Source organism: Janthinobacterium sp. GW823-FHT03B06, from assembly GCF_058796955.1.
In genome coordinates, this window is sequence record NZ_JBXAJE010000006.1 from 324247 (window position 1) to 349744 (window position 25498).

Consider the following 25498-nt stretch of genomic DNA (forward strand, 5'->3'; position numbering starts at 1 on the left):
CATGGATTTCCGCTTCAACGAAGGCAGCATCCCGCTGCTCGTGTCGATGCCCCATGTGGGCACCGACATACCGGACGATATCGCCGCGCGCATGACGCCGCAGGCCCTCATCAAGGCCGACACGGACTGGCATTTGCGCGAGCTGTACGGCTTTTTGCAGGAGATGGACGCGTCCGTGCTGTCGGCGCGCTGGTCGCGCTACACCATCGACTTGAACCGCCCGCAGGAAGACACGAATCTGTACCCGGGCCAGGACACGACGGGCTTGCTGCCCAACGATACCTTCCACCGCGAGCCGCTGTACCTGGCCGGCAAGGAACCCGATGCGGCCGACGTGCAGCGCCGATTGCAGCGCTACTGGGCGCCGTATCATGCGCAGCTGCGCGCGGAACTGGACCGCCTGCTGCGCGTGCATGGCGCCGTGGTGCTGTGGGATGCCCATTCCATCGCCTCGCATGTGCCGCGCTTCTTCGACGGCAAGCTGCCCGACCTGAACTTCGGCACGGCCGATGGCGCCAGCTGCGACAGCGGCCTGACGTCCGCCGTGGTGGATATCGCGCGCGCGCAGGATGCATTTACCGTGGCCTTGAATGGCCGCTTCAAGGGGGGGCATATCACGCGCCATTACGGCCAGCCGGCCAAGCGCGTGCATGCGATCCAGCTCGAGATGTGCCAGTGCCTGTACATGAATGAACCTGGCATGGACGAGGCGGCGCCATTCGGCTACCGGCCCGACCTGGCGGCCCGGGTGCAGCCGCTGCTGCGCCAGATGATGGAAGCGGCCGTGGCATGGGTGGCGCGTTGAGTACCTGTCTGTTCGCGCGCCACGCGCTGCTGCCGCAAGGCTGGCGCCGCGACGTGCTGCTGGAATGGGATGCGGCCGGCGACTTGACGCAGATTACAGAGAGCGTCGCGCCGCCGCCCGGCGCGGAAGTGGCCGAGTATGTCTTGCCCGGCATGGTCAACCTGCATTCGCATGCCTTCCAGCGGGCGCTGGGCGGCATGACGGAGGTTGCGGGTGACGAGGTTAATCAGGTAGCGGACAGCTTCTGGACCTGGCGCGAGCTGATGTACCGCTTCGCGCGCGGCATCACGCCGGAACAGATGGAGTCCATCGCCGCGCAGCTGTTTGCCGAATGCCTGCGCCATGGCTACACGTCCGTCTGCGAATTTCACTACCTGCAGCGCGATGCGGCTGGCGCCCTGTATGCGCGTCCCGCCGAAACGGCTGAACGGGTGCTGGCCGCGGCGCGCGTCAGCGGCATCGGCATGACCATGCTGCCCGTGCTGTACAGCCATGCGGGCTTGGGCGCACAGCCCCTCAAACCCGAGCAGGCGCGCTTCCGCACGGGTGTGGACGATGTCTTGCGCATCATCGAGGCGCTGGCGCCGCAGCGCGGCGGGCAGGTGGAAGTGGGCTTTGCGCCGCATTCGCTGCGCGCCGCCGGCATGGCGCAGATCCGCGAAGTGGCGCAAGCGCTGCCCGCAGATCGCCCTATCCACATCCACATCGCCGAGCAGCAGGGCGAGGTGCGCCAGTGCCTCGACTACAGCGGCCGGCGCCCGGTGCAGTATTTGTACGACCAGGTCGACGTCGATGCGCGCTGGTGCCTCGTGCATGCCACGCATGTGCAGCCCGACGAGGTGGCGCGGATGGCCGCCAGCGGCGCTGTCGCGGGCCTGTGCCCGACGACGGAGGCGAACCTGGGCGACGGCCTGTTCCCGCTGGCCGAATTCATCGCCGCCGGCGGGCGTTTCGGCGTCGGCAGCGACAGCCACGTGTCGCAGTCGCCCGTGGAAGAATTGCGCTGGCTCGAATACGGCCAGCGCTTGCAGCGCCAGCAGCGCAATGTGGCCGCCACGCCGGAGCAGCGCCATGTGGGCGACTATCTGTGGCAGGCAGCCTTGCGGGGCGGCGCGCAGGCGGCCGGACGCAAGCTCGGTGCTTTGGCACCGGGCTGCCGCGCCGATGTGCTGGTGCTCGACGACGCGCATGTGAACCTGTGCGGCGTGGACATCGCCGACGTGCTGGGCAGTTTTATCTTCTGCGGCAACGACAAGCTGGTGCGCGACGTGCTGTGCGGCGGCCAGTGGCAGGTGCGCGACGGGCGCCACGTGGCGCAGGACGCCATCGCCACCGCCTACAAGCGCACCCTGGCACAACTGAGGGCGCTCTGATGGCGACCTTCATCCCACAGGAATACCTGCGCGCCGCGCCGTGGAAAAACGGCGGCGGCAGCACGACGGAAATCGCCATTTCTCCGCCGGACGCCGGTTTCGACGATTTTGACTGGCGTATCAGCCTGGCGACGATCACGGCCAGCGGGCCGTTTTCCAGCTTTCCCGGCATTGACCGCAGCCTGATGCTGGTCGATGGCGACAGCGTGCAGCTGACGCTCGACGGCACGCGCAAGGTGGTTTTGAGCGCGGCGCAACCGATGCTGTGGTTTCCCGGCGAGGCCGCCGTGGAGGCGCAGGTCAAGGGGCCGACGACGGATTTCAATGTGATGACGCGGCGCGACCGCTGCCGCCATCAGCTGGAAAAAATCACGGCGCCGGGCAAGCTGGTACGGCGCAGCACGGCGACCCTGCTGTTCGTCGCCGGCGAAGGCCACGTGCTGGCGCGCGGTGGCGAGCAGCAGTTCGCGCTGGCCCGCCATGACGCGCTGCTGCTGGACGCCGACGATGCGCAGGAATGGCGTCTCGACGCCTTGCAGCGCACGGCCGTATTGCGCGTCGACCTGTTCATCTAGGAGAGAAAAACGATGCAAGACTGGGACATGGTCATCCACAACGTCCACCTGGCCACGATGGAGCACGGCTACGGCGAGCTGCTCGACGCGGCCATCGCCGTCAAGGATGGCCGCATCGCCTGGTTCGGTCCCGGCGACGAGCTGCCGGCCAGCGGCGCGGTGCTGATTGACGGCCAGGGCTGTTGGCTGACGCCCGGCCTGATCGACTGCCATACGCACATCGTCCACGCGGGCAACCGCAGCGACGAATTCGAGGCGCGCCTGAATGGCGCCAGCTATGAAGACATCAGCCGCGCCGGCGGCGGCATCATGTCCACCGTGCGCGCCACGCGCGCGGCCAGCGACGATGAATTGCTGCGGCAAAGCCTGCCCCGCGTGCTGGCGCTGCTGGCCGAAGGCGTGACCACGCTGGAGATCAAGTCCGGCTACGGCCTCGATGCGGACAGCGAGGCGAAGATGCTGCGCGTGGCGCGCCGCATCGGGCAAGAGCTGCCCGTATCCGTGCGCACCACCTTCCTCGGCGCGCACGCGCTGCCGCCCGAATACGCGGGACAGGCCGATGCGTATATCGAGCTGCTGTGCGCGCAGATGCTGCCCCGGCTGGCCGGCGATGGACTGGTTGACGCCGTCGACGCGTTTTGCGAGCGCATCGGCTTTACGCTGGCGCAAACCGAAACGGTGTTCGAGGCGGCGCAGGCGCTGGGCCTGCCCGTCAAACTGCATGCGGAGCAGCTGTCGGATTTGGGCGGCGCGGCGCTGGTGGCCCGCTACGGCGGCCTGTCGGCCGACCACCTGGAATTCCTGTCGGACGAGGGCATCGCCGCCATGGCGCGGCATGGCACGGTGGCCGTGCTGCTGCCGGGCGCGTATTATTTTTTGCGCGAAGTACAGCAACCTCCCATCTCAGATTTGCGCGCGGCCGGCGTGCCGATGGCCGTGTCCACCGATTGCAACCCGGGCACGTCGCCGATGACGTCATTGCTGCTGGCGATGAACATGGCGTGCACCTTGTGGCGCTTGACGCCGCAGGAAGCGCTGGCCGGTGTTACGTGCCATGCGGCGCGCGCGCTGGGCTTGCAGCAGGAAACGGGCAGCCTGGCAGTGGGCAAGCGCGCCGATTTCGCCCTGTGGCGCATCGCGCGCCCGGCCGACCTGGCGTATGCGCTGGGCCTGAACCCGTGCGCGGGCGTGGTGCACGGCGGTGTCTGGCGCGCGCCGGTGGTAAGCTTGCCGGATTGATCATCCGTCCTGGAGCGCCGCGTGCGTGCTGCCTATTTGCCGTTTTACTTGCTGTTGTTACTAGTCTTCTCCGCCGCGCCCATGTCCTCCCTTGCCATGGATGGCGGCACCCTGAAGGTGGGTTCGAAGCGTTTCACGGAATCGTACATCCTCGGCGAAATCGTCAAGCAGAGCGCCGCGCCGCACGTCAGGGCGCAGCACCGCCAGGGCCTGGGCAACACGGCCATCGTGCTCGCCGCGCTGCAGGCGGGCAGCATCGACGTATATGCCGAATACATGGGCACCATCGCCAGCGAAATTCTCAAGCACGACAAAGCCATCGACCTGACGCAGATGCGGCGCGAGCTGGCGGCGCTGGGGCTGGGCGTGGCCGTGCCGCTGGGCTTTAACAATACGTATGCGCTGGCCATGCGCGGCGATGAAACATCCATCACGAGCCTGGCGCAGCTGGCGCAGCACCCGGCCCTGACATTCGGCCTGTCGCATGAATTCATCGGCAGGATCGATGGCTGGCCGGGCCTGGCCGCGCGCTATGGACTGCCGCAGCGCCCGCGCGGACTCGATCACGGCATCGCCTATGAAGCGCTGGCGCAGCGCCAGGTGGATGTGATCGACATCTATTCGACGGACGCGAAGATCCGCCAGTATGGCTTGCGCGTGCTGGCTGACACGCAGCAGTATTTTCCCCGCTACGACGCCATGCTGCTGTACCGGCTCGACGTGCCGCAGCGTTTTCCTGCTGCCTGGCAAGCCTTGCAAGGGTTGCAGGGGCGCATCAGCGAGGGCGACATGATCGCCATGAATGCGGCCGTGGAAATCGACGGCAAGAGCTTTGCCGGCGTGGCGCGGCAGTGGCTGGCATCGGGCAAGCGGGCGAACACACCGGCCGCCGCGCGCAGCGGTTTGCTCGATAAAATCATCGGCGACGATCTGTGGACCCTGACGCGCCAGCACCTGACGCTGGTACTGCTGTCGGTGGCCCTGGCGTGCCTGATCGGCATTCCGCTGGGCGTACTGGCGGCGTTTTCGGCGCCGCTGCGGCAAACCGTGCTGGCCTTCGTCGGCGTGCTGCAGACGGTGCCGTCGCTGGCCCTGCTGGCGATATTGATTCCCGTGCTGGGCATGATCGGATTGGTGCCAGCGCTGGTGGCGCTATTCGTGTACGCCTTGCTGCCCATCGTGCGCAACACGTGCACGGGCATCTTGCAGGTGCCGCAAGGCTTGCGCATGGCGGCGCTGGCGCTGGGCTTGAGCCGGCGCGACCGCCTGCTGCATGTGGACTTGCCGCTGGCCTTGCCCGTGATGCTGGCGGGCGTGAAAACGGCGGCCGTGATGAGCGTGGGCACGGCCACCATCGCCGCCTTCATCGGCGCGGGTGGCTATGGCGAACGCATCACCATCGGCCTGGCGCTGAATGACAACGACATGCTGCTGGCCGGCGCGATCCCCGCAGCCGTGCTGGCCCTGCTGACGCAAGGCCTGTTCGAACTGGTGGAGCGTTGGGCCGTGGCCGGCCGGCAGCGCTGACGGCATCACGGTTACAGCGAGTGCAGTTTCGAGCGCACCGAGACGACGGCCTGGTGCAGGATGCGTTCGGCCTGGAAGTCGTTTTCGCGCTGTTCGGCGATGGCTTGCAAGTCGCGCGTGTAGCGTTCCAGGCGGGAACGCAGGTAGGCGCGGTAGATCTTCATGACGAGCGGTTTGGCAGAGACATTCATGATGTGGCTCCCGGATACGAAATGATGCGTTCATTTTGTGTGAGCGGAATGCCGCCACTTTGCGTCATATCAAACGCCATGACCCCGTCAAATTGGCGCGTTTGACATTGCGCAATGCCCCCAACGTCGCAGATGCCACACTGAATCTTCCCTGCTCGCCTGGACATCATCAGCCGCGAGCCCTGATCCCATCAAGCATACTCAAGGAGCGTCGCATGGTCATTTTTGCCGTGGTTGCTGGCTGCATCGCCTGCCTGACAGTGTACCAAATCTATAAAAATTCGCAGGGTGGCAGTGGGGTTGCGCAACAACATATCGGCTTGCACGGCACATTGATTGAACCACGGAAATAATCAGTGTCATCCGAGCGACACTTGGTGACACTTGGTTAGCAGATTTAAGTCAAATGTAAGGCCCGGTAAGCAAATGTAAAGGTCTGCGCCATCGCAAGCGGCTGCGTTTATATTGATAACCGTTGATTGCATTCTCCCCCTCCCACTTGACAATGGGTTCACCCCGCGGTGCCGCTAGCCCGCGGGGATTTTTTTTGGGGAACTTACTCTGACGGTTCCAATGCAATGGCTTTCGGCGTGCCTGCCGACAATTGCGTCAAGGCATCGCCAGCCACGCGGCAGATGCGCCAGTCCGGCATCACGTCCGCGCCCATGCCCTGGTAGAAGTTGATCGCGTTTTCATTCCAGTCCAGCACCGACCATTCGAAACGGCCGCAATCGCGTTCGACGGCCAGTTGCGCCAGCGCCACGAGCATCTGCTTGCCATAGCCCTTGCCGCGCACCGATTGCTTCACGTACAGGTCTTCCAGGTACAGGCCCTTGCGGCACAGGAAGGTGGAAAAGTTGTGGAAGAACAGGGCGAACGTCACTACTTCACCATGTTCCTCACCGACCAGCGCTTCGCACGCGGGGTGCTTGCCGAACAGGCTGTCGTGCAGCATGGATTCCTTGGCGATCATCATGTGTTCGAGTTTTTCAAACACGGCCAGTTCATGGATCATGCCGAAGATGGCCGCCACGTCGGATGCGGTCGCGGGACGGATGGCGAGGGAGGAAGAGGTGCTCATGTTGCCTTTGCGGATGAAGTGGTGGAAAGAGAGGAAACGGCAGCCGTCTTGCGCGCGCCCGACGTCAGGGCCCAGGCCACGCTGGACAGGCACAGCACCATGCCCATCCATTCGATGGGGGCAGGCCGGTAATGTTCGAACTGCACCGACAGCAGCACGGAAATGACGGGTGTGACGACGCCGATATACACGGTCTTTTGCGTGCCGATGCGCGCGATCAGGGTGAAATACGCGCTGAAGGCGATCACCGAGCCGAAGAGGGCCAGATACAACAATCCCATCCAGTAACTGGGGCGCGCGGGCAGCTGCCAGGACTGGCCTGTGGCGATGGCCCAGCAGGCCACCATCAAGGTGCCCCACAGCATGGTCCAGGCCATGGTCAGCATCACATTGCCGGACTGTTCGCGCACTTTCATGACGAGGGCATTGCCTGCCGTGCTAGACACGGTGGCCACCAGGGCCAGCATGAAACCGAGCAGGAAATGCCCGTTGCCGCCACCGAGGATGTCGTGCAGCGCCGCGCCGATGGACTGGTAAAACAGCAGCACGATACCGCAGATGGCGACAAACGCCGCGCAGCAGGTGCTCCAGGTGATTTGTGTGCCGAAGGCAATGCGGTTGAGCAAGGGCGTCCAGAACACCATCAACGCGAACAGCACGCTGACGAGGGCCGACACCAGGTATTGCTCCGAACTATACGTACACACATAGCTGAGGGCAAACGAGGCCAGGCCCTGCAGCAGCATCCATTTTTGCGCGCGCCAGGGCAGGCGCAGGCGGTCGCCGCGCACGGCGCACCAGGCAAACAGGGTGGCGGACGCGAGGCCAAAGCGGTAGACGACGGAAACGGCGGGGGCGACGTCGCCCAGCTGCAAGGTGATGGCCCAGAAGGTGGAGCCCCAGATCAGGCAGGCAATGATGAACAGGAGAGGAGAGGACATCGCGCAAGTATACGGGCATCGCGCAGCGATGGCGAGCGGGCATCGTGCAGCGATGGCGAGTGCGGTCGAGCTTGCTCGATGTGTTGCCAAGAAACACCAGGCATTGAGCCAGCGCAGTGCTTCTGGAAAATATTGAATTTATGAAAATATTTACATTAATATCAAGTAAATATTTTCCGGATTGCATCTTTGAAGGGGACCGCCATGCCAGCCTCACTGCACATCAAAGTATGGAGCGTGCTTGTGTATGTCGTCGTGACTGCTGTGATTGCCATCTGGCTGCACCCTTCTGCCTTGCTCGCTGCCGGCGCATTCGGCTGAGCGCATGCGCCGGCAAGCAGATCAGTGGGTGACGCGGGTCTTGCGGCCGTCCGACAGCAGGCGCACGCGCTCGCCGGGGCGGAACAGCTCGTCGGCGTCTTGCACGATGGCGCGCATGTCGCCATTGTCCAGGCGCACGGTGATTTCCAGGCCGGGTTTGTTGGACGCGTTCGCTTCGATGCTCTTGCCGGCCATGCCGCCGGCGACGGCGCCGAGGATGCTGGCCGCAATGGCGCCCTTGCCGCCCCCGACTGTCGAGCCGGCCACGCCGCCCAGCGCCGCGCCAGCCAGCACGCCCGTGCCCGTTTCGCCCTTGTCGATGGTTACCTGGCGCACGGATTCAACCGTGCCCATGCGAACCGATTGTTCATTCTGCGCCTGGCGCGCGTTGTAGACATTTGCCGAGTTCGGTTGTACGGCGCAGCCGGCCAGGGTGGCGAGCAATGCCACTGCAATAATTGGTGCTTTCATGTAGGACTCCCTTGGACAAAAGTTGGTTGCCGATTGCGTCGACCGGCAGATGATGACTTATCATAAGGACACTTGCCTAAGATAACTAGTTGCGAATAGTAAAAATCTGTTACTGGGCCCGCGTGACCGAGTGGCCACGTGACCGCCTGCCGCTCAATACGCCAGCCGCAGGCGCCGGTACAAAAATCCCAGCACGAAGAGCGGACCCACCAGCAAAAAGCGCAAGTCGTCGAGAAACGACGGCTTCTTGCCTTCGATCTGGTGGCCGATGAACTGGCCTATCCAGGCCAGCACGAACAGCGCCAGCGACGCGGGCAGGATGGTCAGCGGCGGCATGAGCTGCAGCAGGCCCAGCATGGCGGCCAGCATCGCCAGCATGCCCGCCGCAAACGGGCGCGACAGCTTGTAGTAATAGTATAAGGCCAGGATACTGCCGAGCAGCGCCACGCTGGGATGCACGCTCCACAGCAGCCCCAGCAAGCTGAAAACGATCAGCGGCACGCACACGATGTGCACCCATTCATTGACATGGTTGCGGTGGCTTTCGCCATACTGGGCCAGCAGGGTGTCGATGGTGCGCATAGGCGGTCTCTTGTGTGGTGTTCTGGCTGGAAATTCTACACCGGAACTCAGGCAACCGCCCGCAGCGAACCGCCCGCAGAATTGTTGTATTGGAAATTCTGGGCTATTATTTCCAATTGGAAATGTTTTCACTCACTGTACAGATGGAATAAAGGTATCCGTGACATTGCAAGCCAGCCACCCTGATTACCAGCGCTATTCGATGGCGTCCCTGCAACAAGCCCTATCCGGCGCCGACGGAGCCGATGCGGCACGGCGCCAGCGCATCGAAGCGGAAATTGCCCAGCGCCAGCAGGATGACCATGCGGCAGAACAGCGCCAGTGGGCAGCGCGGCCGCAGGACAAGCCGCTCGATCCGGCCACTGCCGCGCTCAAGGAAGCAGCTGGCCCCTTTCTGCGGTCTGCGGGCTATGTGTTGCTGTTCGCATGGGTGGTGTTGCGAGTTGCGGGCTTGCTGGAAACCTTGCAGACAGGTAGCCGGACCTATGTGTTTGGCAATCTCGGTTTGTTGATCTTTGGTGCCTGCCTGGTGCGCGGCAAGCTGCGCGCGGCAGTATGGCTGCGCTGGCTGGCGGTATTCTGGATCGTGCCTGCCGTGCTGGCGATCGATTTCCTGTTTCTGCAGCCGATGTCCCTGACGGTGATGCAATTCAAGCTCGCACCCGGCTATCGTATCTGGTCGGTGCTGGAAGCCGTGCTGTCATTGTGGGTCATTCATTACCTGTATCGTCAGCTGGGTATGCCTGCCGTCATGGCCGCCTGCGATGCCAGGGGCTACAAGCGACGCGATCTGCGCATCCCTGCCATCTGCGGCCTGATCCTCGGCATGGCTGGCGTGGCTTTCCAGCTGCATGCCTCGCATGGAGATACGGCTACGCAGGCGCGTGCGATCGTGGCGCAACGCTATGGATCGGGCTACCAATACCATGTCAACGGCGTCGGCAATGCCGTCACACCGCAAGGCAGATTTCATACGGCACAGGTACTGGTGTGGGATGACAAGGGCATCATGTCTGTGCCCGTGCAATGGCCTCAGTAAAATAGACGCTGTCCCCAATCCTGCAGGATGCCGCTTTTGACCCGCTTATTGTCTGTTGAACCGGCCATGCCGGACCCGCGCAAGCGCTGTTTCGCCCCCGTCGTCGACGCCGGCACGCGCTTATTGATATTGGGCAGCCTGCCCGGCGAAAAATCGCTGGCGCATAGCCAGTACTATGCGCACCCGCAAAACAAGTTCTGGATGCTGCTGGGCGAAGTGCTGGGCGTGGATTTGAGCAGCCTGCCCTATGAAGAGCGTCTGGCAAGCTTGCTGGCGCACGGCGTGGGATTGTGGGACGTGGTGGCGCAGGCGCAGCGCACGGGCAGCCTGGACAGCAATATCCGCGCCCGCGACGATAACGACCTGGTGGCCCTGGCCGCCAGCTTGCCGCGGCTGCACACGATCGCCTTCAACGGCGGCACGGCCGCCAAGCTGGGCGTCAAGGTACTGGGTGAGCACGCGCAGCGTTACCGCATCGTCAGCTTGCCGTCGAGCAGTCCGGCGTACACGCTCGCGTATGCGCAGAAATTGCAGGCGTGGCTGTCGCTGCGTGGCCAACCGGAGCCGGCCGCGCGTTAATCGTGTTGCCGGCCTTTACGCAGGCGCGTACGGCTGCGCTTCCAGTGGTTGCCCCTTGGCATCGAATCTCAGCGCCACGGACAAGTTGGTGACGCCGATGGTGGCCAGCGCGTCGCAGATGTCGTCGACTTCGTCCTGCAGGTCGGCGGCCAGGTCCAGCGGCTTGTCGGCGCTGTGCAGCAGTGCGCCGCCCGCCGTGCTGACGTTGACGCGCAGCAGCATTTCACCGTGTTCATCGGCCGGGCCGACGACCACCGAGACGTCACCCGCGTCCACCTTGTTTTCCGCCAGTGCATGGTTGATGCCGGACATCATCTGCAGCATCGCATATTCGCTCATGCCTTGTTCCTTGCCGCCGTGGAACAAGTCCTGGTAGAGGAAGCTCACTTCCAGCGCGCTGCCGGCCGGCGCCAGGCAGCGTTTCACCAGGTCGCCCACTTCCGTCGTCCACTGCTGGTAGCGGGCCATGCGCGCATCAAACCAGGCGTCGAGCGCCGCTTCGTCCTTCGGTTCCGTATAGAACGGGTCGTCTACGCGCTTCAGGGCAAAGCCCAGCAGGAAGCGCAGTTCGACGGCCGTGTCCTGCGGGCCGAAAGCCGTCTCGCTCCAGCCGACGATGCTGCTTTCCAGGCCCGGCGTGGCGACGATTTTCTTGTCTGTCATCGACGAATAGGCCTCGCGCACCATCTCATGCAGATGGCTATAGGTAATGCGGTCGATTTCATCGAGGTCATAGGCATGGCTCATCAATACCACCTTGGCCTTGGCGCTTTCCAGTTCTGCTTGCTGGAAACTTTTCACCAGCGCTTCGAACGCGTCCTGGTCCTGGAAACTGTCCGCTTCTTTCAGGCCGCCCGTGCTTTGCACCAGCAAGGGCACGACGAAGGCGTTGATTTCCATGGCCGGGGCGTTTTCGCGGCGGATCACGGAAATGGACGCCGCTTCCTCGATATGGCTGCGCAAATACTGGTAGGCGCCCACGTCTTCGTACTTGGAACGCTCGATGGCGTCGTACAGGATTTCATCCTTCTTTTGATTCAAGGCCTTGCGGATCAGGCGGCCGAATTCGACGGCTTGCTCGGCCAGCACCGTGCCCTGCGATTCGCTGTCTTCCTGCTCGGCCAGGTTCAGGGCCATCGTGCACAGCATGCGCGTGACGGATTCGTCCTTGTCTTCAGGCGTGTTGGCGGATTTACGGGGGACAGGGCGCTTATTTTGGGGCATGGCGATCAACAGGTTAAGGAATACGGGTCAGGCAAACGGAAACGGGCGCCAAGGCTTTGCCTGGCGCCGGGACAGATCATACAGGCGGACGCGGCCGCCTGATACTTCAATGGTCGGTATCGAACATCTCGTGCAGCTCGTCGAGCAGGTCGGCGGCTTCTTCCTGCGACAGGCCAAGATGCTGGCATGCAAGCTCACCGCCCTTGTCCCACTCGAGCGAGGTACTGTTGCCATGGTAGCGCTGAATGCCCTTTTCGGCCAGCAGCGACAGGGCGACGAGCGAGCGGATGGCATCGTCCGTGGACGGGTCGGCCAGCACCGTGTAGTCGTGGTGGTGCAAAATCGCCCAGGAAACGTCGGAGGACAGGCCCCAGTTGCGTGCCAGCAAGCAGCCGATGGCTGCGTGGTTGGTCTGGTGGCGCGCGTCTTCCAGGGCCGTAAAACAATTGTGCGCATCGTTGGCCGCCGCCGCGTACGTGTTGACGTAGTCGGGGAAGCGGTTCATCAGCAGGGGCACGCCGATGTCGCAGAACAGGCCGAAGGTGTGGGCGATGTCGGGCGGGGCGATGCGCAGCTTGCGCGAGGTAAATACCAGGGCGCGCGCACGCTTGGCCGACACATCCCAGAAGTGGGTCAGTTCCACGCCTTCCGCTTCCAGCGCCTGGCGCGCCAGCAAGCCCGTCATCATGGCGCTGCACTGGTTAATGCCGAGAAAGTTGATGCCTTGCTCGACGGATTTGGCCTTGCGCGCGGCGCCATAGAACGGCGAATTCGCCAGTTTCAGCAGGGCGCCGGACATGCCGACATCGTCGGCGATGATGCGCGCGATGCGGCGCGGCGACGGGTCTTGTTCGGCCAGTTCACGCTGCAAGTCGACCAGCAGGCTGGGACGCGGCGGGATACGGATGGAACGCATCAGGGCGTCAACCGGATCTTCCTGCACTACCTGCTTTTGCGCTGCCGCTCTCATCATCATTGCCTTGCCTGTGGTTATTCTGTTGCGCACTGCCGCTGCCAGCCTCGTGGGCGTCTGGTGCAGTGCCCGACGATTATCGCTGTTTATGCATGGCAATAGTTCGTCTCTGCAAATTATTCTGGAAAAAATCCCCGTTTTGGCTTGCTCCATCCCCTATTTTCCACATTTTACGACGCTCCCTATCCCGATACTCATGATGGAAAAATCAAGTTTTATTTGTTTTCAAGGTGGGGCCAGGCGTGCTGCGGACAGTGCGGCAGTACAATTGCCGGATGAAAAAAATCCTCGCGGGTATCGATTTTGCGGACGATTCCAGCAGCGTGGCGCGCCAGTTGATCGGCGTGACCGTGCTGGTGGACGGCGTGGGCGGGCGCATCGTGGAAACGGAAGCGTATGACCGGCTGGACCCCGCCTCGCACACGTATGGCGGCATGACGCCGCGCAATGCGGCCATGTTCGGCCCGCCCGCGCACGCCTATGTCTACCGTTCGTACGGCATTCACTGGTGCCTGAACTTTGTGTGCCGCGAAGCGGGCCATGGCGCGGGCGTGTTGATCCGCGCCATCGAACCGCTCGTGGGACTCGATACCATGCGCGAACGGCGCGGCGTCGAGGATGCCCGGCAGCTGTGTTCTGGGCCGGGCAAGGTGTGCCAGGCGCTCGGTGTGAGCCATCTGCAGAACCGGCTGGCGCTCGATGCGCCGCCGTTCATGCTGCTGGCCCGCGAGGATGAGGTTGCGGTACGGGCGGGGCCGCGCATCGGCATTTCCAGGGCGATGGAGACGCCTTGGCGTTTCGTGCTGGCAGGCTCGCCCTACCTGAGCAAGCCGATGCGCGCGCCTGTCATCGAGTTACCTCGCTAGCCACGCCGGCGTTGGGGCGCATCCTTGGCGTTACGCATGCCGGGCTTGCCGCGCAGCGGACTGTGCAGCGCGCGCCGGTCCTGGGGTGGCGTCATGGCGGGGTCTTGAAAGGCGTCGTCGTCCGCGCCGGCGGGCGTGGCCGGCGCGGCTGGATCCAGGGTAAAGACGCTGACCGCCGCCGACAGTTTGACGGCCTGGTCCTGCAAACTGGCCGCCGCCGCTGCCGCCTGCTCCACCAGGGCCGCGTTTTGCTGCGTGACGTCATCCATTTGCGCGACGGCCTGGTTTACTTCCGTGATGCCCGACGCCTGCTCGGCGCTGGCCTCTTTCACGCGCTGGATGATCTCGTTGACTTGCTGCACCGAGGCCACGATGGCGCCCATGCTGTCGCCCGCCTGCTGCACGGCCACGCTGCCGCCGTCGATGGTGGTGACGGAGGTGGCGATCAGGGTCTTGATTTCCTTGGCCGCCTGCGCCGAGCGCTGCGCCAGGGTGCGCACTTCCGACGCCACCACGGCAAAGCCCCGGCCTTGTTCGCCCGCGCGCGCCGCCTCCACCGCCGCGTTCAGCGCGAGGATATTGGTCTGGAAGGAAATGCCGTCGATCACGCCGATAATCTCCACGATCTGGCGCGAATTGGCGCGTATCGTCGCCATTGTCGCCACCGCTTGCTGCATCGATGCTCCCCCTTGCACGGCCAGGGTCGACGCTTGTCCCGCCAGCTCGCAGGCCAGCTGGGCATTATCCGCATTGTTGTTGACGGCTGCCGTCAAGGTTTCCATGGCGCTCGATGTTTCTTCCAGCGAACTGGCTTGCATTTCCGTGCGCGCCGACAGGTCCAGATTGCCGGTGGCAATTTCGCGCGAGGCCGTGTCGATCGATTGCACGGCGCCCGTGATGGTGCGCAAGGTCTGGTTCAGGTGGGCGATGGTCTGGTCCAGCACGCGCGACGTGGCGGCGATTTCGTCATTGCCCGGCTTGGGGGCGCTGGCCATCAGCTTGCCCGCCGCCAGGTCTTGCACGGCGTCGGCAATGCCGCGGATTTCCACCAGCATGGCGCGGCGCACCAGCATGGTCACCACGATGGAGACGAGGATGGACAGCAGGACCGTCAGCAGCAGGCTCCAGCCCAGGCTGCGGAACTCGGCGCTGGCCGTCGCGTGGGCTTGGCTGCTGAGCGTTGTTTCCAGGGCAGACAGTTGCGCCAGCTGCGTATTGAACTGGACGAATTGGGTTTCCGCCTTGAGCATGGAGTTGGTGGCGATCGACTGGTCCATCTGCGCCATTTCCATGGTTTCCAGTACGGCCTTGCGATAACCGGCCAGGGCCGTGATGGCCGCATCGACCAGGGTGCGCTCGGCACCCGTGGCCGTGGAACGCAGCGTGCCCAGCTGGGCGCCGATGGCCGCGTGGCGCGCCTTGATCTGTTGCTCCAGCGCATCGAGGCGGGCCTTGGCGAAGCTGCCATTCGTCCATGACAGCAGCTGGTACATATTGCCATGTACGTGCTTGGCCTCGCCTAGTACGTCCGCGGCCGCCTTCAAATGCGTAATGCGTACCCGCACCATGTTTTCCAGCGAGGCATTTTGCCGCACCATGCCATACCAGGCACCGCTCGAGCTGAGTATCAGCAACAGCAAGACCAGGGTGGGCGCCAGCAATAATTTTGGTCCGATGCGTAATTGATTGAGCATGCTTGACTCCTGGCTATGGCTGATCAAACCGCAGGCGGCGCGCGGCGTGCACGCCGCCCCTGCCTTATTTTTTGTAGATGCCCGCTTCCAGCACTACATCGTTGACGCGCAGGATGTAGGTGGTTTTCGGCTCGATCTTGCCGCTGGTGGGATTCTTGTATTGGTAGTCGACCCAGCCCTTGCCCTGCTTTTGCGCCAGCTCGATGATTTCACGCCGATATTTCTTGCCATTCGCATCGGGCACATCCGTCAAATCCTTGCCGACGATGGAAGGATTGATCGGGTGGGCCAGCACGATGCCCGTCTTGATGTCGCGCATGTCCACGTACAGCGAGCCCTGCACGAAGTCCGGGTCTTTCGCCGTGATTTTCTTCATCATTTCTTCCTTGCCATGCGCCTTCATGAAGGCGGCGCCCCGTTCGGCCATGGCGATGGCGTCTTTTTCCGTTGGTTCGACCGCGGCACTGACGCTGCCGCCGGCAAATGCCAGGCACAGCAGGCTACCCGTGAATAAGCGTTTCATGAAAGCTCCTTGTGATATCGAGGGATGTGTTGCCAAGCCGTAATTTACGTCGCCGACAGTCCCATCAAATTGCGGTGGAACAAACTTAGGTGTTGCTTGTAGGCAGCATGCAACGTATCGACCGCTTGTTGATATGTAGCAATTTGGTTCCTAGGGGCAAGAACTATGATGACTTTCACAGCATGCCGCGCTGGACTGGCATGGAGAGGAAAAAGCTGGAATTGGCCGATATACGGCCGATTTCATGAAAGTTGTCGCCATTTACAGGCAAGGAGCTGATCGTGTCCGCACTCATTACCGAGCCGTCTGCACCCAAGTTCAAGCCGTATACGCGGCAAACCATTCAACAGGCGCGGCAGTGGGAATGGCTGCCGGAAGAGCAGCGCGAAGCCGTGCAGGTGGTCTCGCACGTCTTGCCGTTTCGCACCAATGAATATGTGCTTGATCAATTGATCGACTGGAACAACATCCCTGACGATCCCATCTACCGCCTCGTCTTTCCCCACCGCGACATGCTGCCGCCGGAGCAGTACGCGCACCTGCGCGACCTGGTGCTGGTGCAGCGGGACAAGGCGGCCATCGACGCCTATGTGCATGGCTTGCGCCTGGGAATGAATCCCCATCCTGCCGGGCAGATGACGCATAACGTGCCGAGGGTCAACGATGCGCCCGTGCGCGGCCTGCAGCATAAATATGCGCAGACGGTGCTGTTTTTTCCCAGCGCGGGCCAGACCTGCCACGCGTATTGCACTTTCTGTTTTCGCTGGCCCCAGTTCGTCGGCATGGACGACATGAAGTTCGATGCGCGCGAATCGAACGAGCTGGCCGCCTACCTGAAACTGCATCCGGAAGTGACGGACGTGCTGATCACGGGCGGCGATCCGATGATCATGAACACGCGGCAACTGGCGGCCTACCTGGAGCCGCTGCTGGCGCCGGGCCTGGAACACATCCAGAACATCCGCATCGGCACCAAGGCGGTGGCGTACTGGCCGCAGCGCTTTGTCTCGGACCGCGATGCGGATGACTTGATGCGCCTGTTCGAGCGCATCGTCAAGGCGGGCAAGAACCTGGCCGTGATGGGCCATTACAGCCATGCCGTCGAGTTGCGCCAGGACATCGCGCAGCAAGCCGTGAAACGCATCGTTTCCACGGGCGCCACCTTGCGCATGCAGGGGCCGCTGATCCGCCACATCAACGAAGACCCGGCAAGCTGGGCCGAGCTATGGCAGACGGGCACGCGCCTGGGGGCGATTCCGTATTACATGTTTGTGGAGCGGGACACGGGCCCGCGCGGTTATTTCGAGTTGCCGCTGGCGAAGGCGCACGAAATTTTCCAGGCCGCCTACCAGATGGTGTCGGGCCTGTCGCGCACGGTGCGGGGACCGTCCATGAGCGCCTTTCCCGGCAAGATCGTCATCGACGGCATCGTCATCATCAATGGCGAAAAACTGTTTGCCCTGCAATTCTTGCAGGCACGCAACCCGGACTGGGTGCGCCGGCCGTTCTTTGCGAAATTCGATGCGGAAGCGACGTGGATGGACGATTTGAAACCCGCGTTCGGCCACGATAAATTCTTCTTCGAGACGGATGAACCTGTGCCGCAGCTGCCGCATAAAATCATCCGCCTGGCGCAGGCTGCCTGAGCATGCACGCGGCCGGTGCGCCCGCCCGTTCCGGCGTGGCCGTGTTTTGCCTGGTGTTCCTGCCATTCGCGCTCGGGCATTACCTGTCGTGTCTGCTGCGCGGCGTGAATGCCGTGCTGACGGCGGAATTGCTGGGCGCCATCGCCCTGACGCCAGCCCAGCTGGGCCTGCTGACCAGCGCCTTTTTTCTCGCCTTTGCGCTGGTGCAATTACCGGTCGGCATGGCGCTGGACCGCTACGGCCCTCGCACCGTGCAACTGTGGCTGCTGGCGCTGGCGGCCCTGGGCGTGTGGCTGTTCAGCCGGGGCCACAGCTTTGCCGAGCTGATGTGGGCGCGCGCCCTGATGGGGGCGGGGCTGGGCGGCTGTTTCATGGCTGCCGTGAAAGCGATCTCGTGCGCCATCGCGCCGTCGCGCCTGCCTTCCGTGCACGGCTATCTGATCGCCGTGGGTGGCCTGGGCGCGGCCACGGCCACCATGCCCGTCAAGCTGGCCCTGCATTACACGGACTGGCGCGGCGTGTTCCTGGGGCTGGCGCTGGCGGCGCTGGCCGTCGGCTTGCTGATCCGCCTGCTGTCGCCGGCCATGCCCGCGCCTGCCGCAGGCATGCACAAGGTGAGCAAGGTCAGCGTCTGGAGCGTGTACCGCGATCCCGGCTTTCGCCGCACCATCGCGCTGATCCTGTTGCCGCACACGGTGTTCTTTGGCGTGCAGGGCTTGTGGGTGGGGCGCTGGCTGGCCGACGTGGGCGGCTTGTCCGATGACAACGTGGCGTATTTGCTGTACCTGGGCATGGCGGCCGTCATCTTCGGCGCCATCGGCATGGGCATGCTGACGGAATGGGCCGGGCGGCGTGGCATTGCGCCCATGCAAGTGGCGGCCGTGGGCATCATCCTGTTTGTCGCCGTGCAAGCGGCGATGGCGTGTAATGTGGTGCCCAGCCTGCCGTTGCTGTCTGTGCTGTTTACCTTGCTGGGCACGGTGACGGGCCTCGAGTATGCGATCGTCGCGCAAAGCATGCCGACCAGCCTGACGGGCAGGGCGGCCACCTGTCTGAATTTGCTCATTTTTACGGGCGCCTTCCTGGTGCAGGCGGGTTTTGGCCTGATCCTCGGCTGCTGGCCCCTGAACGGCTTGCAGCAGTACCCGCCGCAGGCGTACCAGGCGGCGTTTGGCGTGCTGGCGGCCTTGCAACTGCCGGGACTTGCGATGTTTTTCATCAACCGCTACAGGCGTGCCGGGCCATCCGGTAAAATGTCAGCCTGCACAGCGGCAATGATCAACTCCAAGGAAGACTATGAAACTCGTTCGTTATGGACGTCCAGGCAAGGAAAAACCGGGCCTGATCGATGAAGAAGGCAAACTGCGCGACCTGTCCGGCGTGATTGCCGATATTGACGGCGCACAACTGTCCGACAAGGCCTTGCGCAAGCTGGCCAAGCTCGACGAAAAGACCTTGCCCCTGGTGCGCGGCAACCCGCGCTTCGGCGTGCCGCTGGCCAAGGTCGGCAAGTTCATCGGCATCGGCCTCAATTACGCGGACCACGCGGCCGAATCGGGCATGCCGATCCCGGCCGAACCCATCGTGTTCATGAAGGCGATCACTTGCCTGAACGGTCCGGACGACAATGTCGTGCTGCCGAAAGGCTCGAAAAAGACGGACTGGGAAGTGGAGCTGGGCGTGATCATCGGCACGCGCGCGCAGTACGTGAGCGAAGAGGACGCGCTGAAATACGTGGCCGGCTATTGCGTCGTCAACGATATTTCCGAGCGCTCGTTCCAGCTGGAACGGGGCGGCCAGTGGGATAAAGGCAAGGGCTGCGACACCTTCGGCCCTGTCGGCCCGTGGCTGGTGACGCGCGATGAAGTCATCGACGAGCAGGACCTGGACCTGTACCTGGAAGTCAACGGCAAGCGCATGCAGACTGGCAATACGCAAACCATGATCTTCACGGTGGCGCAGATCGTCAGCTACCTGTCGCAATTCATGACCCTGGAACCGGGCGACGTGATCGCCACGGGCACGCCGCCGGGCGTGGGCCAGGGCCGCAAGCCGCAGCGCTTCCTCAAAAAAGGCGACAGCCTGCGCCTGGGCATCGCCGGCCTGGGTGAACAGCAGCAGGACGTGGTCGCCTGGACGGCCTGATGGCCGGTAGCGATATCGACCGTTTGCCCGCGCTGCCTTTGGCGCAGCTGGACCAGCAGCAGCGCGCCGCCGCGCAAGCCATCATCGATGGTCCGCGCGGGGCCCTGTACGGCCCCTTCGTGCCGCTGATCCGCAGCCCCGAGCTGATGGAAACGGCGCAGCGCATGGGGGAATACTTGCGCTACCGCAGCGCCATCGGCACGCGGCTGTCGGAGCTGGCGATCCTGGTGACGGCGCGCCAGTGGGACCAGCAAGTCGAGTGGGCCATCCACGCGCCGCTGGCCGTGCAGAACGGTATCGCGCAAGCGGCCGTGGACGCCATCGCCGCGCGGCGCGCGCCGCTTGCCCTGAAGGAAGACGAGCAAGCCGTGCACGACTTCTGCATCGAGCTGCAGCAAAACAAGCGCGTCAGCGACGTCACGTATGCGCGCGCGCTGGCGCTGTTCGGCGAGCACGGCGTGGTCGACTTGATGGGCATCAATGGCTATTACACCTTCCTGGCCATGGTGATGAATGGCGCGCAGACGGCCGTGCCGGCCTTGGGCGTCACGCCTTTGCCCGATTAGAATAGTTCTTCGGCAAAGATGGACAAAGTGTAATGAAGTTGAAATTATTCAATATATAATTTTGCTTCCCTTCCATTGCCAATTAGCTCAATGAAAACTCGTCCGTGCATCACTCTGATGGGCCGCGCCTTCCTGGCGCTGGCCCTTTCTTTTTCCCCCTTGATGACGCTGCGGGCGCTTGCCGCCGAGACCACCGCCAGCGCTTCTGCGCTGGAAAATTCCGTCGTCAAGGTGTTTTCTACCCTGCGCGGGCCGGACCCGTATAAACCGTGGAGCAAGGCCGCGCCGCAGGAGGTGACGGGCTCCGGCGTCGTCATCGAAGGCCGCCGCATCCTCACCAATGCGCACGTGGTCGGCTATGCCAGCCAGGTGCAGATCCAGGCCAATGGCGCGGGCGACAAGATACCGGCCACCGTGCTGGCCATTTCGCGCGGCATGGACCTGGCCTTGCTGAAGATCGACGACGACAGTTTTTTCGCCAGCCACAAGGCGGTGCCGCGCGCCAATGTCTTGCCCGACGTGCGCGATGCCGTGCTGGCGTATGGCTATCCGACGGGCGGCACCTCGCTGTCGATCACCAAGGGTATCGTGTCGCGCATCGAATTCGTGCGCTACAACTTTCCCGTCTCCGGCCTGCGCATCCAGATCGATGCGGCTATCAACCCGGGCAATAGCGGCGGCCCCGTGATTGCCGGTGACAAGATGATCGGCCTGGCCTTTGCGGGCATGCTCAATGCGCAAAACATCGGCTACATCATCCCCAACGAGGAAATCGAGCTGTTCCTGCGCGACCAGGAAGGCGGCGCGCCCAAGGGCAAGCCGGCCATGCGCGACGTGACGCAAACGCTGGAAAACCCCGCGTTGCGCACGTATTTGAAACTGGCCAAGGGTGTCGAGGGCGCCGTCGTGATGACGCCGGCCAGCAAGGATGCCGGCTATCCGCTCAAGGAGTGGGATGTGATCACGCATATCGGCGATTTTCCGGTTGACAACCAGGGCATGGTCAAGCTGAATGCCAACAGCCGCGTGCGCTTCCAGTACCGGGTGCAGCAGCTGGCGAAAGACGGCGAATTGCCGTTGACGGTGGTGCGCCAGGGCGCGCCCCTGAAAATCAAGGTGCCCGTCTCGGCGGCGCACCCGATGCTCATCAGCGGCCTGCAGGGCAGTTATCCTTCCTATTTCATCTTCGGCCCCATGGTGTTTTCGCGCGCCACGACGGAGTTCATGGCCGCGCCCAATGGCAACCCGGCGATCTTGGGCGGCATGGCGTTCGCCGGCAATCCGCTGGCCACGCGGCGCGGCGATGCGCCCGATGCCGAGCGCGAAGAGCTGGTGGTGATCGCCGCGCCGTTCTTCCCGCACAAGCTGATGAATGGCTACAGCACCCGTTTCTTCTCGGTCGTCGATTCCGTCAATGGCGTGCGCGTGCGCAGCCTGGCGCACCTGGTGGCCTTGCTGCGTGACCAGACCGATGAATTGCTGACGTTCCGCTTTCAGCAGCGCGATGCGGAAATGGTCGTCGTGCCCCGCAAGGAGATGCTGGCCGCGACGGAATCGGTGCTGACGGACAACGGTATCCGCTCGGAAGCGTCGGCCGACATGCTGAAAATCTGGAACGAAAAAACGCCGGCGAACTGATCGTTCCCGGCGCTTCGTTTGACAACAGGCGCGGCGCACACCGCGCCTGTTTTATTTTATGCCAGCACTTTTTTCAGCCAGGCGCCGATGGCGTCGATCTCTTCCTGACACAGCGAGTGCTGCATCATGTATTCATGCCATTCCACTTTGTAACCCATACCGGTGAGCAAGTCGCGCGACTGCTGCGCGCGGCCGATCGGCACCACGGGGTCGGCCGTGCCATGCGCCATGAAGATCGGTGTTTCCAGGCTGGCCGGCGTGCGCTCAAGAGCCGTCTTGTCGGCCAGGGGCAGGTAGCCGGACAGGCACATCAGGCCGGCCAGCGGTTCCGCGTGGCGCAAGCCCGTTTGCAAGGTCATGGCGCAGCCTTGCGAGAAGCCGGCCAGGATGATGCGGCTGGCGGGAATGCCGCGCGCCTTTTCGCGCGCGATCAGCGCTTCGATCTGCGCCTGCGAGGCGCGCAAGCCGCCCTCGTCTTCGCGGCGCACGAGGTCGTTTACGAGGATGTCGTACCAGGCGCGCATCACATAACCGTTGTTGATGGTGACGGGCATGGTGCCGGCGCTGGGGAAGATGAAGCGGATGGCGGGGCAGCCGCGCAAATCGAGTTCTTTCACCAGGGGCACGAAATCGTTGCCGTCGGCGCCCAGGCCGTGCATCCAGATGATGGAAACGGTGGGATTCGGTGCGCTGTCGAGTTCTATGGTTTCCAGCAAGGTGCTCATGTATTTTCCTCAGGTAATGGTTGCGCCGGACGCAGCGCCGATTTGGGACGGAAGGCCTTGCAGATGGCCGGGTCGGTTTCCATGTAGGGACCTCCGATGAGGTCGATGCAATACGGCACGGCGGCAAAGATGCCGTTCACCAGTTGCACGCCGTCGGCGTCTTTCAAGCCTTCCAGGGTTTCCTTGATGGCTTTCGGCTGGCCCGGCAAGTTCATGATCAGGCAAGCGCGCTCGGGCGTTTCGCGGATCACGGCCACCTGGCGCGACAGGATGGCCGTCGGCACGAATTGCAGGCTGATCTGGCGCATCTGTTCGCCGAAACCGGGCATTTCCTTGGTGCCCACGCTGAGCGTGGCGTCCGGCGTGACGTCGCGCCGCGCCGGGCCAGTGCCGCCCGTCGTCAGGATCAGATGGCAGTGGTTCAGGTCGACCATGTCGATCAGCGTGTTTTCAATTTGCGAGCGCTCGTCCGGGATCAGGCGCTTTTCCAGGCGGAACGGCGTGCGGATGGCGGCGGACAGCCAGCTTTCCAGGGCGGGGATGCCCAGGTCTTCATACACGCCGCCGCTGGCGCGGTCCGAGATCGACACGAGGCCGATAATCAATTCGTCTTCTATCGTGGTCATGGGCACCTCTCTATGTCGTAAAAAAACCGGGCTGATCCCGGTTTTTCGCTGCTTTCGGGGTCAGACCCGCCGGGTCTGACCCCAGTTGCTTATTCGTCTTCTTCTTGCTCAACGCCATCTTCATCGGCATCTTTCTTGCCGCTGTTGTTCTTCTTGGCGATCTCTTTCAAGATCTGGAAGATTTCGCGGTAGGCTTTCGGCGGCTTGTTCTCGGCTTGCTCCTTGCGGGCATTGCGGATCAGGGTGCGCAGGTGTTGCACGTCCAGTTCCGGGTTTTCCGACAGCAAGACGGTCAGCGCCTTGTCATCCGTCAACAGCTTGTCGCGGCGGCGTTCCATCGCGTGCATATTGGCCGTGTCGGCTTTCGACAAGCCTTTCCAGCTATCGATGGTGCGTTGGATGGCGGCAACTTCTTCTTCATCCAGGGTGCGCATTTTCTTGCCCACGTATTGCAGCTGACGGCGGCGGCCTTCGTGATCCTTGATTTGCTGGCATTCGAGAATGGCGTCGCGCACGTCTTCCGGCATCGGGACGCGCTTGACGCGGTCGCGTGCCTCATTGACGAGTTCTTCGCCCAGCTTTTGCAGGACGGTCATCTGGCGCTTGAGTTCCGATTTCGACGGACGTTCATATTCCTGTTCGAATTCGGTGGATTGGAAGCCGCAAGCTCCCCGGTTTGGATTTGGCATGATAAGGCGGGATTGGCCGCGTAGGCCGCACCTGTAAACTGTAAACGACTGCTATGATAACCTTTTTAGCGGCTTTCCGAAGAAAACAGCGCATGAACGACTCCGTATTTACCCATAGTCAAGAGCAATTGCAGCAACTGGCCCGTGATGTGTTGTCTTTTGCGCGGGAAGCGGGCGGCACCGACGCTGCCGTCGAGGTCAGCGAAGGCGGCGGCCTGTCCGTTTCTGTACGAAAAGGCAAGATCGAGACGATCGAGCAAAACAAGGACAAGGGCATGGGCGTGACCGTGTTTGTCGGCAAGAAACGCGGCAATGCCAGCACCTCCGACTTTTCGCCGTCCGCCCTGCGCGCCACGGTGGACGCCGCCTACAATATTGCGCGCTTCACGGCCGAGGACGATTGCGCGGGCCTGGCCGACGCCGACATGCTGGAAATGTCCCCCCGCGATTTGCAACTGTTCTATCCCTGGCTCATTTCGACCGAGGAAGCCGTCGCACTGGCCCAACGTGCCGAGGCGGCCGCGTTTGCCGTCGATCCGCGCATCACGAACAGCGAGGGCGCCAGCGTGCACGTGCAGCAATCGCACTTTGTGTCCGCCAATTCGCGCGGCTTCATCGGCGGCTATCCGTTTTCGCGCCACACGCTGTCCGTGGCACCCATCGCCGGCAAGGGCGCGAAGATGCAGCGCGACGACTGGTATTCGTCCGTGCGCGACGCCGCCAAGATGTCGAGCCCGGAAGCCATCGGCCGCTATGCCGCCGAGCGCGCGCTGTCGCGCCTGAACGCGCGCAAGCTGGGCACGCGCACTTGCCCCGTGCTGTTCGAGGCGCCGCTGGCGGCCGGTTTGCTCGGTACCTATGTGCAAGCGACCTCGGGCGGCGCCCTGTACCGCAAATCCACGTTCCTGAACGATTCACTGGGCACGCAGGTGCTGCCGTCGCACGTGCAGATCTTTGAAGATCCGCACGTGATCGGCGGCGTCGGTTCGGCGCCGTTCGACGAAGAAGGCGTGAAAACCGTCAGCCGCGACGTCGTCAAGGATGGCGTGGTGCAAGGCTATTTCCTGTCGACTTATACGGCCCGCAAGCTGGGCATGCAGACGACGGGCAACGCGGGCGGTTCGCACAATCTGTACCTGACCTCGAGCCTGACGGCCGCCAGCGACGATTTTAGTGCCATGCTGAAAAAACTGGGCACGGGCTTGCTGGTGACGGAACTGATGGGACAAGGAACCAATTACGTGACAGGCGACTATTCGCGCGGCGCGTCCGGTTTCTGGGTGGAAAATGGCGTGATCCAGTATCCGGTGGAAGAAATCACGATTGCCGGCAACATGAAGGACATGCTGCGCAACATCGTTGCCGTAGGCGCCGACGTGCTGCGCCGCGGCACCAAAGAGACGGGTTCCATCCTCATCGAGAGCATGGTGGTGGCCGGCGGCTGAGTGCTTGGGGACCC

27 protein-coding genes are annotated in these 25498 nt (G+C 63.0%); 15 read left to right on the plus strand and 12 right to left on the minus strand.

Annotated features, from left to right (window positions below; translation table 11 throughout):
* Window position 1 precedes the first annotated feature (1 nt).
* The 5 genes from hutG (at window position 2) to AC1RBA_RS20865 (ending at window position 5519) form a co-directional block, all read left to right on the plus strand.
* Complete coding sequence (gene hutG / locus AC1RBA_RS20845; RefSeq protein ID WP_492419729.1) at window positions 2–805, plus strand: N-formylglutamate deformylase; 804 nt, start codon at window positions 2–4, stop codon at window positions 803–805.
* Entirely contained in the window at window positions 790–2178 is a 1389-nt protein-coding gene (locus tag AC1RBA_RS20850) for a formimidoylglutamate deiminase (RefSeq protein WP_492419730.1), read from the plus strand. The genes hutG and AC1RBA_RS20850 overlap by 16 nt, the downstream gene beginning before the upstream one ends.
* Complete coding sequence (locus tag AC1RBA_RS20855; RefSeq protein WP_492419731.1) at window positions 2178–2753, plus strand: HutD/Ves family protein; 576 nt, start codon at window positions 2178–2180, stop codon at window positions 2751–2753. The genes AC1RBA_RS20850 and AC1RBA_RS20855 overlap by 1 nt, the downstream gene beginning before the upstream one ends.
* A 12-nt stretch (window positions 2754–2765) precedes the next feature.
* Window positions 2766–3992 (plus strand): imidazolonepropionase, encoded by a 1227-nt coding sequence (gene hutI, locus AC1RBA_RS20860; protein WP_492419732.1) that lies wholly within the window; start codon window positions 2766–2768, stop codon window positions 3990–3992.
* Window positions 3993–4073: 81 nt separating this feature from the next.
* Window positions 4074–5519: a glycine betaine ABC transporter substrate-binding protein gene (locus AC1RBA_RS20865; protein WP_492419733.1), complete on the plus strand. Its 1446-nt coding sequence runs from the start codon at window positions 4074–4076 to the stop codon at window positions 5517–5519.
* An 11-nt stretch (window positions 5520–5530) separates the two neighbouring features.
* On the opposite strand, the gene AC1RBA_RS20870 is transcribed toward AC1RBA_RS20865, so the two are convergent.
* Window positions 5531–5710, minus strand: a complete 180-nt coding sequence (locus AC1RBA_RS20870; protein ID WP_034746290.1) for a hypothetical protein — start codon at window positions 5708–5710, stop codon at window positions 5531–5533.
* 59 nt (window positions 5711–5769) lie between these two features.
* Here AC1RBA_RS20870 and AC1RBA_RS20875 point away from each other — a divergent pair, with 59 nt between their 5' ends.
* Window positions 5770–6063, plus strand: a complete 294-nt coding sequence (locus AC1RBA_RS20875; protein WP_492419734.1) for a hypothetical protein — start codon at window positions 5770–5772, stop codon at window positions 6061–6063.
* A gap of 203 nt (window positions 6064–6266) precedes the next feature.
* On the opposite strand, the gene AC1RBA_RS20880 is transcribed toward AC1RBA_RS20875, so the two are convergent.
* From AC1RBA_RS20880 to AC1RBA_RS20895, 4 genes are all read right to left on the minus strand, one after another.
* Window positions 6267–6791, minus strand: a complete 525-nt coding sequence (locus tag AC1RBA_RS20880) for a GNAT family N-acetyltransferase (protein WP_070224219.1) — start codon at window positions 6789–6791, stop codon at window positions 6267–6269.
* Window positions 6788–7732, minus strand: a complete 945-nt coding sequence (locus AC1RBA_RS20885) for a DMT family transporter (protein WP_492419735.1) — start codon at window positions 7730–7732, stop codon at window positions 6788–6790. The genes AC1RBA_RS20880 and AC1RBA_RS20885 overlap by 4 nt, the downstream gene beginning before the upstream one ends.
* 342 nt (window positions 7733–8074) lie before the next feature.
* Window positions 8075–8524, minus strand: a complete 450-nt coding sequence (locus tag AC1RBA_RS20890) for an outer membrane lipoprotein (RefSeq protein WP_034780449.1) — start codon at window positions 8522–8524, stop codon at window positions 8075–8077.
* 153 nt (window positions 8525–8677) lie between these two features.
* Entirely contained in the window at window positions 8678–9106 is a 429-nt protein-coding gene (locus tag AC1RBA_RS20895; protein ID WP_099409131.1) for an Mpo1 family 2-hydroxy fatty acid dioxygenase, read from the minus strand.
* Between AC1RBA_RS20895 and AC1RBA_RS20900 the strand changes: the two genes are divergently transcribed.
* Together AC1RBA_RS20900 and AC1RBA_RS20905 are read left to right on the plus strand one after the other, a co-directional pair.
* Complete coding sequence (locus tag AC1RBA_RS20900) at window positions 9096–10145, plus strand: hypothetical protein (RefSeq protein WP_492419736.1); 1050 nt, start codon at window positions 9096–9098, stop codon at window positions 10143–10145. The two genes, AC1RBA_RS20895 and AC1RBA_RS20900, sit on opposite strands and share 11 nt — an antisense overlap.
* Window positions 10146–10211: 66 nt before the next feature.
* Window positions 10212–10724, plus strand: coding sequence for a DNA-deoxyinosine glycosylase (locus AC1RBA_RS20905; RefSeq protein WP_492419756.1), 513 nt, complete (start codon window positions 10212–10214; stop codon window positions 10722–10724).
* 15 nt (window positions 10725–10739) lie between these two features.
* On the opposite strand, the gene AC1RBA_RS20910 is transcribed toward AC1RBA_RS20905, so the two are convergent.
* Both AC1RBA_RS20910 and AC1RBA_RS20915 read right to left on the minus strand, forming a co-directional pair.
* Complete coding sequence (locus AC1RBA_RS20910) at window positions 10740–11948, minus strand: hypothetical protein (RefSeq protein ID WP_492419737.1); 1209 nt, start codon at window positions 11946–11948, stop codon at window positions 10740–10742.
* Between the two features lie 106 nt (window positions 11949–12054).
* Window positions 12055–12921 (minus strand): HDOD domain-containing protein, encoded by an 867-nt coding sequence (locus AC1RBA_RS20915; protein WP_070224224.1) that lies wholly within the window; start codon window positions 12919–12921, stop codon window positions 12055–12057.
* Window positions 12922–13196: 275 nt separating this feature from the next.
* Here AC1RBA_RS20915 and AC1RBA_RS20920 point away from each other — a divergent pair, with 275 nt between their 5' ends.
* The gene (locus tag AC1RBA_RS20920; protein WP_492419738.1) at window positions 13197–13787 is read left to right on the plus strand and encodes a DNA-3-methyladenine glycosylase; all 591 of its coding nucleotides are present in this window, start codon (window positions 13197–13199) and stop codon (window positions 13785–13787) included.
* Here the strand turns inward: AC1RBA_RS20920 and AC1RBA_RS20925 are convergent.
* Together AC1RBA_RS20925 and AC1RBA_RS20930 are read right to left on the minus strand one after the other, a co-directional pair.
* On the minus strand, window positions 13784–15481 hold the full coding sequence (locus tag AC1RBA_RS20925) for a methyl-accepting chemotaxis protein (protein ID WP_070291018.1): 1698 nt from the start codon (window positions 15479–15481) through the stop codon (window positions 13784–13786). The two genes, AC1RBA_RS20920 and AC1RBA_RS20925, sit on opposite strands and share 4 nt — an antisense overlap.
* A gap of 64 nt (window positions 15482–15545) precedes the next feature.
* Complete coding sequence (locus tag AC1RBA_RS20930; protein WP_034780434.1) at window positions 15546–16004, minus strand: cache domain-containing protein; 459 nt, start codon at window positions 16002–16004, stop codon at window positions 15546–15548.
* A 281-nt stretch (window positions 16005–16285) separates the two neighbouring features.
* Here AC1RBA_RS20930 and AC1RBA_RS20935 point away from each other — a divergent pair, with 281 nt between their 5' ends.
* The 5 genes from AC1RBA_RS20935 (at window position 16286) to AC1RBA_RS20955 (ending at window position 21999) form a co-directional block, all read left to right on the plus strand.
* Window positions 16286–17650, plus strand: a complete 1365-nt coding sequence (locus AC1RBA_RS20935; protein WP_492419739.1) for a KamA family radical SAM protein — start codon at window positions 16286–16288, stop codon at window positions 17648–17650.
* 2 nt (window positions 17651–17652) lie between these two features.
* A complete protein-coding gene (locus AC1RBA_RS20940) occupies window positions 17653–19002 on the plus strand; it encodes an MFS transporter (protein WP_492419740.1) in 1350 nt (449 codons plus the stop codon).
* On the plus strand, window positions 18947–19795 hold the full coding sequence (locus AC1RBA_RS20945; protein WP_070291020.1) for a fumarylacetoacetate hydrolase family protein: 849 nt from the start codon (window positions 18947–18949) through the stop codon (window positions 19793–19795). Before AC1RBA_RS20940 ends, AC1RBA_RS20945 begins: the two co-directional genes overlap by 56 nt.
* A complete protein-coding gene (locus AC1RBA_RS20950) occupies window positions 19795–20361 on the plus strand; it encodes a carboxymuconolactone decarboxylase family protein (protein WP_492419741.1) in 567 nt (188 codons plus the stop codon). The genes AC1RBA_RS20945 and AC1RBA_RS20950 overlap by 1 nt, the downstream gene beginning before the upstream one ends.
* Window positions 20362–20451: 90 nt before the next feature.
* The gene (locus AC1RBA_RS20955) at window positions 20452–21999 is read left to right on the plus strand and encodes a S1C family serine protease (protein WP_492419742.1); all 1548 of its coding nucleotides are present in this window, start codon (window positions 20452–20454) and stop codon (window positions 21997–21999) included.
* A gap of 56 nt (window positions 22000–22055) precedes the next feature.
* On the opposite strand, the gene AC1RBA_RS20960 is transcribed toward AC1RBA_RS20955, so the two are convergent.
* The 3 genes from AC1RBA_RS20960 to yjgA form a co-directional block, all read right to left on the minus strand.
* Window positions 22056–22724, minus strand: a complete 669-nt coding sequence (locus AC1RBA_RS20960; RefSeq protein WP_070224231.1) for an alpha/beta hydrolase — start codon at window positions 22722–22724, stop codon at window positions 22056–22058.
* Window positions 22721–23350, minus strand: a complete 630-nt coding sequence (mog, locus tag AC1RBA_RS20965; RefSeq protein ID WP_070224232.1) for a molybdopterin adenylyltransferase — start codon at window positions 23348–23350, stop codon at window positions 22721–22723. Before mog ends, AC1RBA_RS20960 begins: the two co-directional genes overlap by 4 nt.
* A gap of 89 nt (window positions 23351–23439) precedes the next feature.
* Window positions 23440–24039, minus strand: a complete 600-nt coding sequence (gene yjgA / locus AC1RBA_RS20970) for a ribosome biogenesis factor YjgA (protein ID WP_070224233.1) — start codon at window positions 24037–24039, stop codon at window positions 23440–23442.
* Between the two features lie 92 nt (window positions 24040–24131).
* On the opposite strand from yjgA, the gene pmbA reads away from it, so the two are divergent.
* Window positions 24132–25484, plus strand: coding sequence for a metalloprotease PmbA (gene pmbA / locus AC1RBA_RS20975; RefSeq protein ID WP_070291024.1), 1353 nt, complete (start codon window positions 24132–24134; stop codon window positions 25482–25484).
* Window positions 25485–25498 lie beyond the last annotated feature (14 nt).